Annotated in this window: 13 protein-coding genes; 11 read left to right on the plus strand and 2 right to left on the minus strand. The window is 65.3% G+C overall.

Annotated features, from left to right (window positions below):
* Window positions 1-13: 13 nt before the first annotated feature.
* The 5 genes from FAS41_RS20270 (at window position 14) to FAS41_RS20290 (ending at window position 5,830) form a co-directional block, all read left to right on the plus strand.
* Window positions 14-499, plus strand: a complete 486-nt coding sequence (locus FAS41_RS20270) for a sigma-70 family RNA polymerase sigma factor (RefSeq protein WP_138525320.1) — start codon at window positions 14-16, stop codon at window positions 497-499.
* Window positions 496-1,437 carry a FecR domain-containing protein gene (locus FAS41_RS20275; RefSeq protein WP_138525235.1) on the plus strand — a complete coding sequence of 314 codons (942 nt, stop codon included), beginning with the start codon at window positions 496-498 and terminating at the stop codon, window positions 1,435-1,437. Before FAS41_RS20270 ends, FAS41_RS20275 begins: the two co-directional genes overlap by 4 nt.
* A 108-nt stretch (window positions 1,438-1,545) precedes the next feature.
* Window positions 1,546-4,011: a TonB-dependent siderophore receptor gene (locus FAS41_RS20280; RefSeq protein WP_138525236.1), complete on the plus strand. Its 2,466-nt coding sequence runs from the start codon at window positions 1,546-1,548 to the stop codon at window positions 4,009-4,011.
* A gap of 186 nt (window positions 4,012-4,197) precedes the next feature.
* Entirely contained in the window at window positions 4,198-5,097 is a 900-nt protein-coding gene (locus FAS41_RS20285; protein WP_138525237.1) for an acetoacetate decarboxylase, read from the plus strand.
* Between the two features lie 34 nt (window positions 5,098-5,131).
* Entirely contained in the window at window positions 5,132-5,830 is a 699-nt protein-coding gene (locus tag FAS41_RS20290; protein ID WP_138525238.1) for a type 1 glutamine amidotransferase domain-containing protein, read from the plus strand.
* 31 nt (window positions 5,831-5,861) lie between these two features.
* Here the strand turns inward: FAS41_RS20290 and FAS41_RS20295 are convergent, their stop codons facing one another.
* Both FAS41_RS20295 and FAS41_RS20300 read right to left on the minus strand, forming a co-directional pair.
* Entirely contained in the window at window positions 5,862-6,287 is a 426-nt protein-coding gene (locus FAS41_RS20295) for a DUF6691 family protein (protein ID WP_138525239.1), read from the minus strand.
* A gap of 1 nt (window position 6,288) precedes the next feature.
* Window positions 6,289-6,726 (minus strand): YeeE/YedE family protein, encoded by a 438-nt coding sequence (locus FAS41_RS20300; RefSeq protein ID WP_138525240.1) that lies wholly within the window; start codon window positions 6,724-6,726, stop codon window positions 6,289-6,291.
* A 157-nt stretch (window positions 6,727-6,883) separates the two neighbouring features.
* Here FAS41_RS20300 and FAS41_RS20305 point away from each other — a divergent pair, with 157 nt between their 5' ends.
* The 6 genes from FAS41_RS20305 (at window position 6,884) to FAS41_RS20330 (ending at window position 15,595) form a co-directional block, all read left to right on the plus strand.
* The gene (locus FAS41_RS20305; protein ID WP_138525241.1) at window positions 6,884-7,180 is read left to right on the plus strand and encodes an ArsR/SmtB family transcription factor; all 297 of its coding nucleotides are present in this window, start codon (window positions 6,884-6,886) and stop codon (window positions 7,178-7,180) included.
* Between the two features lie 164 nt (window positions 7,181-7,344).
* The gene (locus FAS41_RS20310) at window positions 7,345-8,607 is read left to right on the plus strand and encodes an OmpP1/FadL family transporter (protein WP_138525242.1); all 1,263 of its coding nucleotides are present in this window, start codon (window positions 7,345-7,347) and stop codon (window positions 8,605-8,607) included.
* Window positions 8,608-8,818: 211 nt separating this feature from the next.
* Window positions 8,819-10,492 carry an arylsulfatase gene (locus FAS41_RS20315; protein WP_138525243.1) on the plus strand — a complete coding sequence of 558 codons (1,674 nt, stop codon included), beginning with the start codon at window positions 8,819-8,821 and terminating at the stop codon, window positions 10,490-10,492.
* A gap of 251 nt (window positions 10,493-10,743) precedes the next feature.
* Window positions 10,744-11,796: an AraC family transcriptional regulator gene (locus FAS41_RS20320; protein WP_138525244.1), complete on the plus strand. Its 1,053-nt coding sequence runs from the start codon at window positions 10,744-10,746 to the stop codon at window positions 11,794-11,796.
* 153 nt (window positions 11,797-11,949) lie between these two features.
* A complete protein-coding gene (locus tag FAS41_RS20325) occupies window positions 11,950-14,274 on the plus strand; it encodes a TonB-dependent receptor (RefSeq protein ID WP_138525245.1) in 2,325 nt (774 codons plus the stop codon).
* Between the two features lie 7 nt (window positions 14,275-14,281).
* Window positions 14,282-15,595, plus strand: coding sequence for an LLM class flavin-dependent oxidoreductase (locus FAS41_RS20330; RefSeq protein WP_138525246.1), 1,314 nt, complete (start codon window positions 14,282-14,284; stop codon window positions 15,593-15,595).
* Window positions 15,596-15,625: the final 30 nt, after the last annotated feature.

Here is a 15,625-nt window from a genome sequence, read left to right on the forward strand (position 1 = left end):
GCTGCACCAGCAGATGGACAATCTCTACCGTGCCCACAGCAGCTGGCTCACCGGTTGGCTGCGCAAACGCCTGGCCGACCGCGACAAGGCGGCGGACATCACCCACGACACCTTCCTGCGCCTGCTCACCGGCACCGTCGCCCACCCGCTGCGCGAGCCCCGGCATTTTCTCGCCACCGTGGCCAAGCGGGTGATGATCGACCACCTGCGCCGACGCAGCCTGGAACAGGCGTATCTGGAAGCGCTGGCCCACGAGCCGGAGCTGCTGGCCTGCTCGCCTGAACAGCAATTGCTGGTGCTGGAAACCCTGTTGCAGCTCGACGCCATGCTCGACGGCCTGGGCCACAAGGTGCGCCAGGCCTTCCTCCTCGCCCAGCTCGACGGGCTGGGCTACGCGGAGATCGCCCAGCGCCTGGGCGTCTCGGTCAGCTCGGTGACCAAGTACATGGCCAAGGCCACCGAGCAATGCCTGCTCTTCGCCCTGGATGCCGAAGCATGAATGCGGCGAAGCAACGACTGGCCCTGCGTGACGCCGCGCACTGGCACGCGCGCCTGGGCGCAGCACCGGGCTGCTCGAAAACCCAGGGCCAATGGCAGGCCTGGCACCAGCAGGACGCCCTGCACCAGTGGGCCTGGCAGCGCCTGCAGAACTTCCAGGCGGAGCTCCAGGGGCTCTCCGGGCCATTGGCGCGGCATACGCTGGCAGCCGGCGAGCCGCGACTGGACCGACGCACCGTGCTCAAGGGGCTGCTGCTGGGCATCGGCAGCGCCGGGATCGCCTGGTCAGGTTACCGGCAGATGCCGGTGTGGATGGCCGACCTGCGTACGCGCACCGGCGAGCGCCGCAACCTGACGCTGGAGGATGGCACGCAGATCGCCCTGAACACCGCCAGCGCCGTGGATATCCGCTACGACGCAGGCCAGCGCCTGATCATCCTGCGCGCTGGGGAAATCTGGGTGCAGACCGCCAAGGACTCGCGCCCCCTCAGGGTGCGCAGCGCCCAGGGCGAGATGCGAGCGCTCGGTACGCGCTTCAGCGCGCGCCAGTACGACGGGCACACGCAGCTGGACGTCTTCGAGCACGCCGTCGCCGTACGCAACGCCCCGTTGGCTACTGAAGTCATCGTGCAGGCCGGCCATCGTCTCGACTTCGGCACCGGCCCTTTGCCGCAACCGCGCCCGACCACCCAGGACCAGGCCGAGTGGCGCAATGGCCGCCTGGTGATCGACGACTGGAGCCTGGAGCACGCGCTGGGCGAACTACAGCGCTACCGACCGGGCTTCATCCAGTGCGCCCCGGAAATCGCTGGACTGCGAGTATCCGGCGCTTTCCCGCTGGACGACACCGACCGCGCCCTGGCTGCGATCAGCCAGGCACTCCCCGTACGGATCGAGACACGCACACGCTTCTGGGTCCGTGTACTGCCGCGCGGCTGACGCGTCGCGGAACCTTTTCGAAAAATATTCTCATTGCCAATTGTCGATTTGCAGCCGCTCGCACGACTCCTTCTGCAAAACAGCCTCAAGGCATCCGAAGGAGTCTTCATGTTCCGCGCCACCCTCCCTCTTTTCCGCAGCGTGCCCCACTCCCGCAAACCCTTGGCCGTCGCCATCCTGGGCGCCAGCCTGGCCTTGCAGGTCGGGATTCTCCAACCGCTGCTCAGCACCACTGGCCAGGCCCGCGCGGAATCCGCCACGCGCCAGTACACCATCGAGCCCGGCCCGCTGGGCGCCGTGCTCAGTCGCTTCGCCAGCGAGTCGGGCGTGGTGCTGTCGTTCGACGCAGGCCTCACCAGCGGCAAGCGCAGCCAGGGCCTCAGCGGCCGCTACTCGCTGGAACAAGGGTTCGCGCAACTGCTCGCCGGCAGCGGGCTGAAAGTGATGCGCAGTGATTCGGGCGACTACCTGCTCGCGCCACGCGGCAGCGACGACGTGCTGGAAATGGACGCCACCAGCGTCACCGGGCAACAACTGGGCGCCACCACCGAAGGCACCGGCTCCTACACCACCGGCAGCTCCAGTACGGCGACGAAGCTGAACCTGTCCCTGCGCGAAACCCCGCAGTCGGTGAGCGTCATCACCCGCCAGCGCATGGACGACCAGAACATGCAGAACCTGGACGATGTGCTGCACAACACCACCGGCATCACCATCATCCGCAATGGTGCAGAACGCTCCGAGTACGTCGCGCGAGGGCAGCTGGTAGACAACCTGCAGATCGACGGCGTGCCCACCAACATCAGCAACTCCTACTCCATGGATGCGCTGTCCAAGCCGGTCACCGAGATCTACGACCGCATCGAGGTCGTACGCGGCGCCACCGGCCTGATGGAGGGTGCGGGCAACCCGGCAGCCGCCATCAACCTGGTGCGCAAGCGTCCCACCGTCGAGCCGCAGTTGCAGGTGACCACTTCCGCCGGCTCCTGGGACAACTACAAGACCGTGGTGGACGCCTCTTCCGCGCTGAACGACCAGCACACGCTGCGCGGCCGCACGGTCATCAGCTACAACAACGCCAACAGCTACCTGGACACCCAGCAGAAGGAAAACCAGCTGTTCTACGGCATCCTGGAAGCGGACCTGGGTGAAAGCACACTGGGCACCCTGGGCTACAGCTTCCAGAAGGAGCGCAACAGCGGCTACGACTGGTCAGCACTGCCCACCCAGGCCGATGGCAAGTTCTTCCCACTGTCGCGCAAGACCTCGCTGACCGGTGACTGGAACCATCTGGACAAGCGCAACACCACCGTCTTCGCCAACCTGGAACACCGCTTCGACAACGACTGGAAGATCGTCGGCGCGCTCAACCAGACGTGGGCCAAGTCCGACTTCCTCGGCAACTTCACCATGCTGGTGCCGGGCACCCAGAGCAGCTTCCGCCTGCAGCCCCGGCTGTTCCGCTACGACGATACCCAGACCAGCCTCGACGGATACGCCCAGGGGCCGTTCCAACTGCTGGGCCGTCAGCACGAACTGGTCGTCGGCCTGAACGCGCGCAAGGATGATTTCGACTACCACGGTGGCAACGACGTCGGCTACAGCTACGTCTTCGACATCAACGACTACGCCAGCAGCTTCAACCCGCCCAGGCCCACCGGCCTGGACGTGAACAAATGGAAGTACAACATCACCCAGGAGCAGGAGGGCGTCTACGCCGCCAGCCGCTTCAGCCTGACCGACAGTACCAGCCTGATCCTCGGCAGCCGCGTCAGCTGGTTCAAGACCGAAACCCTGACCAACGTCACCCGTCGCATCGAGAGCGAGTACTCGGAAAACGGCGAGGTCACGCCTTATGCAGGCATCGTCCAGGACCTCAACGACAACCTCTCCGCCTACGCCAGCTACACCGAAATCTTCAAGCCACAGAACAACCTCGACCGCAACGGCTCGATCCTCGACCCCATGACCGGCAGCAACTACGAGCTGGGCCTGAAGGGCGAATTCCTCGACAAGACCCTGAATGCCTCCCTGGCGCTGTTCCAGACAGACCAGAGTGGCCGCGCGGAGTACGTGGATGATGAGGACCTGTGCCCGGCCGGTTGCTACCGCGCTTCGGAGAAAGTGCGCAACCGGGGCGTTGACCTCGACTTCAACGGCGCCCTGACGCCGGACTGGAACCTGTCGGTGGGCTACACCTATACCCAGTCCAAGTACGTCGGCGGCGAGCAGAAAGGCGACGACTACACCCAGTCCGCACCGCGCCACCTGTTCAAGCTCGCCACCGATTACCGCCTGCCTGGCGACTGGTCGAAGACCCGCGTGGGCGGCAGCTTCTACGCGCAAAGCAAGATGGTGCAGAGCGAGTACGGCGAGGACTACAAGATCGAGCAGGACGCCTACCACCTCACCAGCCTGCACGTGATTCACGAACTGGATCGCCACTTCGAGCTGCAGTACAACCTCGACAACGTGTTCGACAAGAAGTACTACCAGACCGTTGGCAACACCAACTACTGGAACTTCCAGGGCGAGCCGCGCAACTTCAACCTCACCTTGCGCGCGAAGTTCTGACGCTGGCCTGCCCGGCGTCATGGCCGGGCCGCACCTTCCCCCTCGCGTCATCGGCACAGCCCGCCCGGCACAGAGCGCCAGAAGCAGCTTGACATTAAAGTTAACTTTAAACTTAGGGTGAACCCATCCGCCGCCCGGCTCGAAACGCCGGGCGGCCCCACCAGGGTCAACCAGAAGGTCAAGCAGATGAAGGCACGGTTCAAGGAAGTCGAGTTCGGCTCGCACAGCGTTGAAGTCATCGACGGCGGTTACTACGACCGCTACCGGATGAACCCGGACCTCGACGAGGTGGCGAAGGACCCTGTCGTCGGCAACATCGACTACTTCCGGCGCATTCCCAAGCAGATGGTCACCTCGCGCGTCGGGCCGACCTGGGCACCGAACTTCTACTACCGCACCTGCAGCATCCAACTGCTGTTCCTGGCACCCATCGACCGTCTGCGCGCCACGCTGCCGGCGCCCCTGGAACCGCTACGCGCCCTGCCCGGCCTGGGGCTGGTGGCTCTGACCTTCTTCTCCTACTCGGTGTGTGACAACGACCCTTACGATGAAGTCTCGGTCGCCATCGTCATTCGCCGCCCAGGCGCCAAGGGCAGCCATGCCCTGGAGCTGCTCGACTCCATGCGCCGTCGCAACTTCGTCGCCCATGTGCTGGCCCTGCCGGTCTCCACCGAGATTGCGCGGGTTCGCGGCGTGCATGGATACCAGTTGCCCAAATGGCGCACCGACATCGAGGTGAAGATTGGCAGCGAGGTGACGGCAAGCATCCAGGGGCCCAACGGCAAAGCCGATCTCATCCTGCAGGCGCCCCTGCCGGCGCTGGAGATCGCCATTCCGCAATCGCGCCTGGGCACCACCACCATGGTTCATCAGGTCGACGGCCGCTGGCACCAGACGCGCGTGCAGAGCAATACCCTGGCCTACGCACAGAAGCTCCTGCCCCCCAATGTCCGCCTCAGCCGCAACGGCGGACCGTTGAGTCAGTTGCTGGACGGCCTGGGCGCATCTCGCCTCCTGCGCCTGGATGTGGTCAAGGACGCGCAGATCGCGCTGCACCTTCCTACGCTTCTGGAAGGCCTGCACTGAACATCACCACCGCGACCCGAAAGGCTGAGTCCCCATGAGCAAGCGCATCCTCCATGTCGTCAGTAACGTCGCCCACTATGCCGACCCGGCCGACCCCACCGGGCTCTGGCTGTCGGAGCTCACCCATGCCTGGCAGGTCTTCGCCGAGCATGGCTTCGAGCAGCACATCGTCAGCCCGAAGGGCGGCGTCTCACCGCTGGAGCCGCGCTCACTGAAATGGCCGAATGCGGACGCCACGACCAAGGCCTGGCTGGCCGATCCGCCATGCATGGCATTGCTGGAAAGCACCGCGCGGCCGGAGCAGATCGACCCGGCCGACTACGCGGCAATCTACTTCACCGGCGGCCACGCGGTGATGTGGGCCTTCCCCGACAGCGAGCCGTTGCAGCGCATCAGCCGCGATATCTACGAGCGAGGCGGCATCGTCGCTTCGGTCTGCCACGGCTACTGCGGCTTGCTCAATACGCGGTTGAGCGACGGCAAGCGGCTCGTGGCAGGACGCCGGGTCACCGGTTTCTCCTGGACGGAAGAAATCCTCGCTGGCGTCACTCGCAAGATGCCGTACAACGCGGAAGAAGAAATGCTGCGGCGCGGGGCACGCTATGAGAAAGCACTCCTGCCCTTCGTCTCCAAGGTGGTCGTGGACGAGCGCCTGGTCACCGGGCAGAACCCGCAATCGGCCAAGGCAACTGCCGTGCAGGTGGCGGGGCTGTTGTCTCGCTCAATCGGCTGAAGCAGCTACCAGCACGAGCGCCTTCTGGCGACTACCGCACCTGGCCGCGTAGTGACCAGCGCTGGAACAGCCACATGCCAGCCAACATGGCCAACAGGAACAGCGTGCCCTGCAGCGAGCCGCTGCCCAGCAGGACCAGCGCCGGCCCCGGGCAGATGCCCACCATGCCCCAGCCGATGCCGAATAATGCGGAGCCGGCCAGCAAGCGGCGATCGAGGCCGCTGGTGGTCGGCAACTGCAGCACTGTGTCCAGCAGCGAGCGGTTGCGTCGACGCGCCAGCAGGTAGGCCGGCGTCGCTGTCGACAGCGCGCCGATCATCACCAGTGCCAAGGTCGGTGACCAGAGGCCGGTGACATCGAGAAAGCCCAGGACCTTGGCCGGATCGCTCATGCCCGACAACAGCAAGCCAAGGCCGAAGGCCAGCCCACAGACGAGGGCGATCAGGTTCTTCCCCACGTCATACCCCTCCCCACAGGTGGCGGATCAGGAACAGCGTCAGCATGCCGGTCGCCATGAAGGTCAGGGTCGCCGCCAGGGAGCGCGGCGAGAAACGCGCCAGGCCACAGATACCGTGGCCGCTGGTGCAACCGCTGGCCATGCGCGTACCGATGCCGACCAGCAGGCCGCCCACCAGCAACAGCGGCCATCCGGCGTCGATGCGTACTTCGGGCAGATGCCCGGCAGCGCGCACCAGCAGCGGCGCCAGCACCAGGCCGAGCACGAAGCACCAGCGCCAGTCGTTGTCCTGGCCCTGGCGTCGTAGCAGGTTGCCGAGGATGCCGCTGATGCCGGCGACCTGCCCGGCGCCCAGGATCAAGGCCCCGGCCGCCAGGCCGATGAGCATGCCGCCGCCCAGCGCCGGCCAGGGTGTAAAGGTGTTCCAGTCAATGCTCACGGGCAGGTCCTCGAAGCAGTACGCCACTTAAACAATATACTATTTTATATAATGTTAAGGGCCGGCCTGGCTAGTCGAGAGGATCAGAGGACCTCGCGATTTCGCCTGCGCGAGGCAATTCCCTATACTCGGGCTTCTTCATCGCCACGGGACTTTCATGGATATCCAGCAGATGCGCCTCGCGGCTGCCGAGGCCGCCAACGTGCTGCGCTCATTGGGCCACCCGGATCGCCTGCTGCTGCTCTGCCAACTGAGCCAGGGCGAACGCTCGGTGGGCGAACTGGAAGAACTTCTGGGCATCCAGCAGCCCAATCTCTCCCAGCAACTGGGGGTATTGCGCAGCGAAGGACTGGTCAGCACAAGGCGCGAAGGCAAGCGCATCTTCTACTCGGTCAAGGACCCGCAGATCCTCCACCTGCTCGGTACCCTCTACCTGCTCTACTGTCCGCGCTGACACGCCAGCTGAGCTGCCGGCGGCACGCCCAAGGCGCCACCCTCCCCTATAGAACCAGAACGCCTAAGTATTTTCTTTAATATTATAATTAAACATTATGCATTATATTAAATTGACAACCCTCAGATCGGCCACTTGGCCAATGACAAGGGGGAGTCACCAGCATGAAATGGGGAAAACAGGTCTTTGGCGCACTGCTCGCTGTCGGTAGCTGCAGCCAGGCGCTCGCCACCAACGGCTACTTTGTCCATGGCTACGGCATCAAGGCCCAGGGCCAGGCAGGGGTAAGCATTGCTCAACCCCAGGACGCCCTGGCGGCGGCCAACAACCCGGCGGGAACCGCCTGGATCGGAGATCGCCTGGACTTCGGCGCCACCCTCTTCGCACCGGACCGCGAGGCCGAGATCCGCGGCAACGGCGCTGGCGCCAACGGGCACTACAACGGCAATGCGAAGAACGTTTTCCTGCTCCCCGAATTCGGCGTCAGCAAACAGCTCTCCGACCAGCTCGGGATCGGTCTCGCCGTCTACGGCAATGGCGGGATGAACACCGATTACCGGAAGAACCCCTACGCCGCTTTCGGCAGCACCGGCAGCGCGGGCGTGGACTTCGCCCAGGTATTCGTCACCCCCTCGCTGGCCTACAAATTCACCGAACGGCAATCCTTCGGCATCGGCCTCAACCTGGTCTACCAGCGCTTCGCCGCCAAGGGCCTGGGTGCCTTCACCAGCCCTGGTTTCTCCAGCGACAGCGACAACCTCACCGACCGTGGCCACGACACCTCGACCGGGGTCGGCTACCGCCTGGGTTGGCAAGGCGAGCTACTCGACGGCCTGACGCTCGGTCTGACCTGGTCTTCCAAGATCCAGGCGCGCAAGTTCGACCGCTACGCCGGCCTGTTCGCCAACGGCGGCAGCTTCGACGTACCGGAGAACTACGGCGTCGGCCTGTCCTTCAAAGCCACGCCGCAACTGACCTTGGGCGCCGACGTGCAGGAGATCAAATATGGTCATGTGCGCTCGGTCGCCAATGACTTCGACCTGCAGTCGGTTTTCGCTGGCAACGCGCTGGGCACGGACCAGGGACCAGGCTTCGGCTGGCGCGACATCACCGTCTACAAGTTCGCCGCCAGCTACGCACTGACTCCCGAGCTGACTCTGCGCGGCGGCTACAGCCACTCCGACCAGCCCATACCCGGCAGCCAGACCTTCCTCAACATCCTCGCCCCCGGCGTGATCCAGGACCACCTGAGCCTCGGCCTGACCTGGGCCACCAGCGACACTGGCGAACTCAGCCTGGCCTACACCCATGGCTTCGAAAGGCAGGTCGACGGCGACGGCTCGATCCCCGCGGCATTCGGCGGCGGCGAGGCCAACCTGAAGATGAGCCAGGACATCTTTGGCCTGTCTTACGGGTGGAAGTACTGAGTCGGCGTAGGAGGAACATCGATTCGCCGTCGTTTCGCGAGCCCGAAGCGGATGCCCCAAAGGCATGGAAAGTATTCGCCGAATGCACTGGCGCATGAGCTGAAGCGCGTCCTTTAATGGACGCGTTTATCGCTGGAATGCATGGAAATTAAATTTAATATTCCATAAAGCCATCCGCCTTCGTGCACCGCCTCCTCATCGTGAGACCGCCATGAGCAAACGCCCGAACTTCCTGCTGATCGTCGCCGACGATCTGGGTTTCTCCGACCTCGGAGCCTTCGGCGGCGAGATCGACACGCCCAATCTCGATGCCCTGGCCACCGCCGGGCTGCGGCTCACCGATTTCCACGCAGCCTCGGCCTGCTCGCCGACCCGCGCGATGCTGCTGACCGGCACCGATCACCACCTCGCCGGCATCGGTGCGATGGCCGAATTCAGCGATGAAACCATCCGCCGCAATCCCGGCTACGAAGGTCATCTCAACCAGCGCGTGGTCAGCCTCGCGGAGCTGCTGCGCGACGCTGGCTACCACACCCTGATCTCCGGAAAATGGCACTTGGGGCGCACCGCGGAAACCTCGGCAGCGGCACGTGGATTCGAGCGCTCTTTCATCCTCGAAGGAGCGGCGCACAATCACTACGGCTGGTCGCCAGAGGTGCCGCCGCACAAGATGCCGCGCCTGCTGCATGCAGTCGAAGGCACCTACCGCGACGGCCTCGAGCCGGTCACGGAACTGCCCAGGGATTTCTACTCCTCCGATGCCTTCACCGACCGGCTGCTGGACTACCTGAAGGAACGCCCGGCAGACGACGCCCGGCCCTTCTTCGCCTACCTGCCCTTCTCCGCCCCGCACTTCCCATTGCAGGCGCCGGACGAACTGATCGCCAAGTACAAGGGCCGCTACGACGCCGGTCCCGACGCACTGCGCGAGCAGCGCCTGGCGCGACTCAAGGCGCTGGGCCTGATCGCCGAGGATGTCGAAGCTCACCCGGTGGTTGCCGATACGCCGAACTGGCACGCACTGGACGAGCAAGGCCGCCAGCAGTCCGCACGCGCCATGGAAGTCTATGCCGCCATGGTCGACCGTCTGGACTGGAACGTCGGCCGGGTCGTCGAGCACCTGCGCGCCAGCGGCGAACTGGACGACACGCTGATCCTGTTCCTCTCCGACAACGGTGCCGAAGGCGCCGCGCTGGAGGCCCTGCCCATCGTTGGCAAGCGGGCCCAGCGCTTCATCGGCAGGCACTACAACAACCGCCTGGAAAACGTCGGCCGCGCCAACTCCTATGTCTGGTACGGCCCCCGGTGGGCCCAGGCAGCCACCGCACCGTCACGTCAATTCAAGCTGTTCACCAGCCAGGGAGGGATTCGCGTACCGGCCTTCATTACCTGGCCAGGTCTGCGCCTGCAGGGCAGCATCAGCCATGCCTTCGCCACCGTGATGGATGTCCTGCCGACCCTGCTGGAACTCGCGGGAGTCCAGCATCCAGGCACTCGCTATCAGGGCCGCGACGTACTGCCGATCCGAGGCCGCTCGCTGCTGGCTTACCTGCAGGGTGAACAGGCTGAGCCGCACGCCCAGGATGAAACCACCGGCTGGGAATTGTTCCGCGCCCGCGCCGTCCGCCAGGGAAGCTGGAAGGCACTGTACATTCCCAAACCGGACGGCCCTGGCCGCTGGCAGCTGTATGACCTGGCGAGCGATCCCGGCGAGATCCACGATCTGGCCGAGCAGGAGCCAGAGCGCCTGCGCAGTCTGACCGAGCAATGGCAACGCTATGTCGACGAGACCGGCGTGCTCGACTTCAGTTTCGCCGGCCGCCTCTTCCGCGAACTCACACGCGCGCTGCTACGCGTCTTCACTCGTCAACCGCGGACATTGTGAACGGAGCAACCCGCCAACTGCTTCCCAGGCATATTTTCCATGCCGGAAATGCATCGCATCGGCGTTCCCCGGCTGCAGCCCGCACCTCATCAGCGACGCGAATCGGCAAGGATTTATTAATCCAAAAAGTTATTTAAATAACAAAAACAATTCCTTCAGGAGCTATATAAAACCCACCATCATGGTGCTCAGAACACCACCGGCGCCCATCACAGACAGGCGCTGGGTCGTTACCCAGCCGAGTAGCGCACATGCACGCCGACACCATCGCCACCTGGGCCCAGGTCATTGCCCGCGCCTTGCAGGCCCATGGCTACGATCCCAAACCACTGCTGCGCACCGCCGGCATAGACCCGGCACAGCTCAATGACGCCAACCTGCGTATCCCCCTGGAGCGCATGAGCGCCCTCTGGCGCGCGGTGGAGCGCACCACCGGCGATCCCGCCTTTGGCCTGAAGGTCGCCGCCCACAGCCTGCCGACAGACTTCCATGGTCTGCTGTTCGCCCTGCAGAGCAGCGCCACCGTGGGTGAGGCGCTGGAACGAGTCGTGCGTTTTTCCCCCGTGGTCAGCACCTCCGGCCAAGTCAGTCTGGAGCGCAGCAGGGGCGTCTGCCGGCTGGTCTATCGGCGCATCCCACGCGCCCAGGTCGAACAGATGGCCACCGAAGCACTGCTTGCTTCGGGACTGCGCCATGCCACCTCGATCTGGGGGCTGGGCGCAGTGCGCTGCGTGCATCTGGCCCGCCCGCGTCCGGACGACCCCGAAGCCTGGGAGATGCGCTTCGGTCAACGCCTGGAGTTCGATGCCCCGCACAACGCCGTGGACTACGATCCGACGCTGCTCGACGTCCCCCTGCGCAGCGGCAACCGCGAGCTGGCGCAGATCCTCGACGGCAGCCTGAACAGCTACCTCAAGCGCCTGTCCGGACACGACCTGCCGGAACAGGTGCGCCAGTCGATCGTGCGCCAACTGCCCAGTGGCGAGGTCCAGCAGACACTGGTAGCCGAGGAGCTGGGCATGAGCCCGCGAAACCTGCATCGCCACCTGCTGCGCCATGCCACCAGCTTCACCGAACTGCTGGAGGAAACCCGCCGCGAGCTGGCCTTCGAACACCTGCGCCAGGCGCACTGCTCGGTCAACGAAGTCTGCTACCGGCTGGGCTTCAACGAACCCAGCAGTTTCAATCGCGCGTTCCGCCGCTGGACCGGCCAGAGCCCGGGTCAATGGCGACTGCGAGAACTGGGCCAGTCCGAACCGCCGGCCACCATTCGCCCCGCTGCCGGGTTCGCCCTCGCCCTGTGAACCCAGGCCTTGTCCGCGGCGGACCATGGATTGTCCGCCAAAGCCCATCAGCCTCCATCGAGCTTGCCTAGCATCGGCATCCAGAGGGGTGACCAGCCCCCGCTCCGCCGACTTCAAGCCGTGCGTGCCACGGCCCTGCTGCAAGGACAAGCCATGCATAGACTCATTCCGCGCGCCCGTCGTTCCGGCCTGGCGCTGCACCCGCTGACCCTGGCGCTGCTGCTGGCCACCGGCAACGCCTTTGGCGACGAGCCGGACACCACCAGTGATGGCCAACCCACCGTCGACGCCCTGCAGACGGTCACCGTGACCGCCCGCCGCCGCGAAGAGAACGCCCAGGACGTGCCGACGCCGATCACCACCCTGAGCGGCGACACCCTCGACAAGCAGCGCATCTACAAGATCCAGGATTTGCAGCAGGCGCTGCCCAGCGTCAACGTCGCCTACATCCACGCCCGCCAGTCGAGCCTGGCGATACGCGGCATCGGCAACAACCCGGCCAGCGACGGCCTGGAAGGTTCCGCCGGCATCTACCTGGACAACGTCTACCTCGGCCGGCCGGGCATGGCGGTGTTCGACCTGATGGACATCGAGCAACTGGACCTGCTGCGAGGCCCGCAGGGCACCCTGTTCGGCAAGAACACCACCGCTGGCGTGCTGAACATCACCACGCGCAAGCCGACCTTCACCCCCGAGAGCAGCATCGAGACTTCCGGCGGCGAGAACGGTTATTTCCAGGGCAAGGGCAGCGTCTCCGGTCCGCTGACCGATACCCTCGCCGGACGCCTGTCGCTCTACCGCACCCGTGACGACGGCTACCTGAACAACCTGGCCGACGGTCGCACCCTGCTGGGCGGCGAGCGCGAGGGCGTCCGCGGCCAGTTGCTGTTCCAGCCCAACGACGACTTCAACCTGCGCTGGATCAACGAATACAACAGCGAGAACTCCAGCCAGGGCAGCGGCGTGATCTACGGCGGCTCCGACCTGTTCTGGCGCCGCGCCGCGCTGGTCGGCGCGCACCCGGTGCAAGGCAAGTCCAACATCGATGGCCGGCAGAATGTCAGCGTCCACCAGAACGCCAGTTCGGTGGAAGCCAACTGGAACCTCAATGGAGGCTACAAGCTGACCTCAATCAGCGCCTACCGCTACTGGCACTTCAACCCGGCCAACGATTCGGACGAGCTGGACGTCCCGGTCATCCGCGACCTGGGCTACGAAATCCACGACCGCCAGTTCTCCCAGGAAATCCGCCTGGCCTCGCCCACCGGCGGCGCCTTCGACTACGTGGTGGGCGCCTACGCCTTCCGCCAGAGCCTGAACAACCGCTACTTCGTCAACCTCGGTCCATTGGCCGACCTCAACCTGATCGGTGCGAACCTCAATGCGCTGAACAACGTCAGCAGTACCAGCAAGGGCTGGATCGACACCGACAGTTTCGCCCTGTTCTCCCAGGGCACCTGGCACCTGACCGACAAGCTCGACTTCACCCTCGGCCTGCGCGGCACCTACGAGGAGAAGAAGGCCCAGGTCGAGCGCTCGTCCCCCGTGGGCGGCGCTCCGGTCAGCGGCCTGCCGGCGGCGATCCGCGCCAGCCAGGCCGGCGCCTACGACTCCGGCGACCTCAGCCTGCACAACGCCGCACCCTCGGCGCTGCTGAGCCTGAGCTACCGGTTTGACGACAACCTGCTTGGCTACGCCTCGCTGTCCCACGGCGAGAAATCCGGCGGGGTAAACCTTACCGTGGGCAGCGCGCCGAGCGCCGGCGCCGACTCCCTGCTGGTCGGCCCGGAACGAGCCAATGATGCCGAACTGGGGATCAAGAGCACCCTCTTCGACCGCCGCCTGCAGCTCAACGCCAACCTGTTCTGGACCGGAATCACCGGCTACCAGGCCACCACCTACTACCAGCCCTCGGGTTCGCTGACCGGCTACCAGGTGCTGGCCAATGCCGGCGACCTGCGCTCGCGCGGCCTCGAGTTCGAAGCCACGGCCCTGCCGTTGCGCGGCCTGACACTGAACTTCAACGGCTCGTTCAACGACGTCACCTACCTGTCGTTCAAGGACGCCCCCTGCCCAGCCGAGGTCAGCAGCCAGCCCAATGCACCGGCCACCTGCGACCTCTCGGGCGAGCGGGTAATGGGCGCCTCGCGCTGGATCGCCAACCTCAACGGCGAATACAAGTGGCAGCTGGACAACCGCTTCGAGCCCTACGTCACCGCCAGCTATGCCTACCGCTCCGAAGCCGAGGGCACGCTGGACAACTCCAATCTGTCGAAGATCCCCGGCTACGGCCTGGCCAATTTCTCCGTGGGCCTGCGCCACGAGGTCGGCGACGGTCTGCTGGACGCCTCGCTGTGGGTGAAGAACGCCTTCGACAAGGAGTACTACCAGGCGGTCATCGCCTCCTCCAACGGCCTGTACGTGGGCTATCCCGGTCAGCCACGGGTCACCGGCGTGACCCTGCGCTACGATTTCTGAGGTACACATGAGCCAGACACAGATCAGCCTCGGCGCCTTCCTGATGGGCAGCGGTCACCACCTGGCCGCCTGGCGCCACCCCCTATCGCCGCCGGGCGCCCTGGACCTCGGCCACTTCCGCCGGCTGGCGCAGACTGCCGAGCGCGGCCTGTTCGACGCGATCTTCTTCGCCGACAACCTCGCCCTGCTCGGCAGCAACGAACTCGCCGCACAGACCACCCACGGCGAAGTGTTCGACCCTTTGGTGCTGCTCGCCTCACTGGCCTCGGTCACCGAGCGCATCGGCCTGATCTCCACGGTGTCAACCAGCTTCAACGACCCCTACCTGCTGGCTCGCCGCTTCGCTACCCTCGACCACCTGTCCGGTGGCCGCGCCGGCTGGAACCTGGTGACCTCGGCGACCGACCAGGAAGCGCAGAACTTCGGCCTGGAGCAGCACTTCGAGCACGCCGACCGCTATGCCCGCGCCGAGGAGTTCATCGATGTGGCCCGTGGCCTGTGGGACAGCTTCGCCGACGATGCCTTCCTGCGTGACAAGCCCGGCGGCCGCTACTTCGCCCCGGAGAAACTGCGCACCCTCGCCCACCATGGTGACTACTACCGGGTGCGCGGCCCGTTGAACCAGCCTCGCTCGCCACAGGGTCATCCGGTGCTGGTGCAAGCGGGATCGTCGGAGCCGGGCAAGGCGCTGGCCGCGCGTACGGCCGAGGTCGTGTTCACTGCGCAGCAGACCCTGGAGGACGCCCGTGCGTTCTATACCGACCTCAAGGGCCGACTGGCTGCCCACGGCCGGGAGGCGGACGAACTGAAGATCATGCCGGGCATTTCCCCGGTCATCGGGCGCACCCAGAGTGAAGCCGAGGACCTGCAGGCCGAGCTGCAAGGCCTGATCGAACCGCAACTGGGCCTTGCCCTGCTCTCGGGCATGGCCGGCGGCCTCGATCTCTCGCAGTTCCCGCTGGATGGCCCCTTGCCGGAGCTGCCGCCCAGCAATGCCATGAAGAGCCGCCAGGCGTTGTTCGTCGAATTGGCCCGGCGTGAAAACCTGACGTTGCGCCAGCTCTACCTGCGGGCTGCCGGCGCGCGCGGGCACTGCACGCTGGTGGGCGCCCCCAGGCAGATTGCCGACCACCTGGAAGCCTGGTTCAGCGCCGGCGCCGCCGATGGTTTCAACATCATGCCGCCGTTGCTGCCCCACGGCCTGGACAGTTTCGTCGAACTGGTGGTGCCGGAGTTGCAGAAGCGCGGCCTGTACCGTCGTGAATACCGTGGCAGCACGCTGCGCGAACACCTCGGGCTGCGTCGGCCTGAACGTCGCTAGACAAATCAGGCCGGCGCCATGGCCGCAGGC

Origin of the sequence: Pseudomonas nicosulfuronedens, assembly GCF_005877905.1 — a bacterium.
In the GTDB taxonomy this organism is placed as follows: Bacteria; Pseudomonadota; Gammaproteobacteria; order Pseudomonadales; family Pseudomonadaceae; genus Pseudomonas; species Pseudomonas nicosulfuronedens.

What these genes read in the sequence shown, in the direction of transcription:
- FAS41_RS20285 (WP_138525237.1), top strand. Translation starts at nt 4,198, where the DNA reads ATGAAGGCACGGTTCAAGGAAGTCGAGTTCGGCTCGCACAGCGTTGAA.
- FAS41_RS20310 (WP_138525242.1), top strand. Translation starts at nt 7,345, where the DNA reads ATGAAATGGGGAAAACAGGTCTTTGGCGCACTGCTCGCTGTCGGTAGC.
- FAS41_RS20280 (WP_138525236.1), top strand. Translation starts at nt 1,546, where the DNA reads ATGTTCCGCGCCACCCTCCCTCTTTTCCGCAGCGTGCCCCACTCCCGC.
- FAS41_RS20275 (WP_138525235.1), top strand. Translation starts at nt 496, where the DNA reads ATGAATGCGGCGAAGCAACGACTGGCCCTGCGTGACGCCGCGCACTGG.
- FAS41_RS20290 (WP_138525238.1), top strand. Translation starts at nt 5,132, where the DNA reads ATGAGCAAGCGCATCCTCCATGTCGTCAGTAACGTCGCCCACTATGCC.
- FAS41_RS20330 (WP_138525246.1), top strand. Translation starts at nt 14,282, where the DNA reads ATGAGCCAGACACAGATCAGCCTCGGCGCCTTCCTGATGGGCAGCGGT.
- FAS41_RS20315 (WP_138525243.1), top strand. Translation starts at nt 8,819, where the DNA reads ATGAGCAAACGCCCGAACTTCCTGCTGATCGTCGCCGACGATCTGGGT.
- FAS41_RS20325 (WP_138525245.1), top strand. Translation starts at nt 11,950, where the DNA reads ATGCATAGACTCATTCCGCGCGCCCGTCGTTCCGGCCTGGCGCTGCAC.
- FAS41_RS20320 (WP_138525244.1), top strand. Translation starts at nt 10,744, where the DNA reads ATGCACGCCGACACCATCGCCACCTGGGCCCAGGTCATTGCCCGCGCC.
- FAS41_RS20305 (WP_138525241.1), top strand. Translation starts at nt 6,884, where the DNA reads ATGGATATCCAGCAGATGCGCCTCGCGGCTGCCGAGGCCGCCAACGTG.
- FAS41_RS20270 (WP_138525320.1), top strand. Translation starts at nt 14, where the DNA reads ATGGACAATCTCTACCGTGCCCACAGCAGCTGGCTCACCGGTTGGCTG.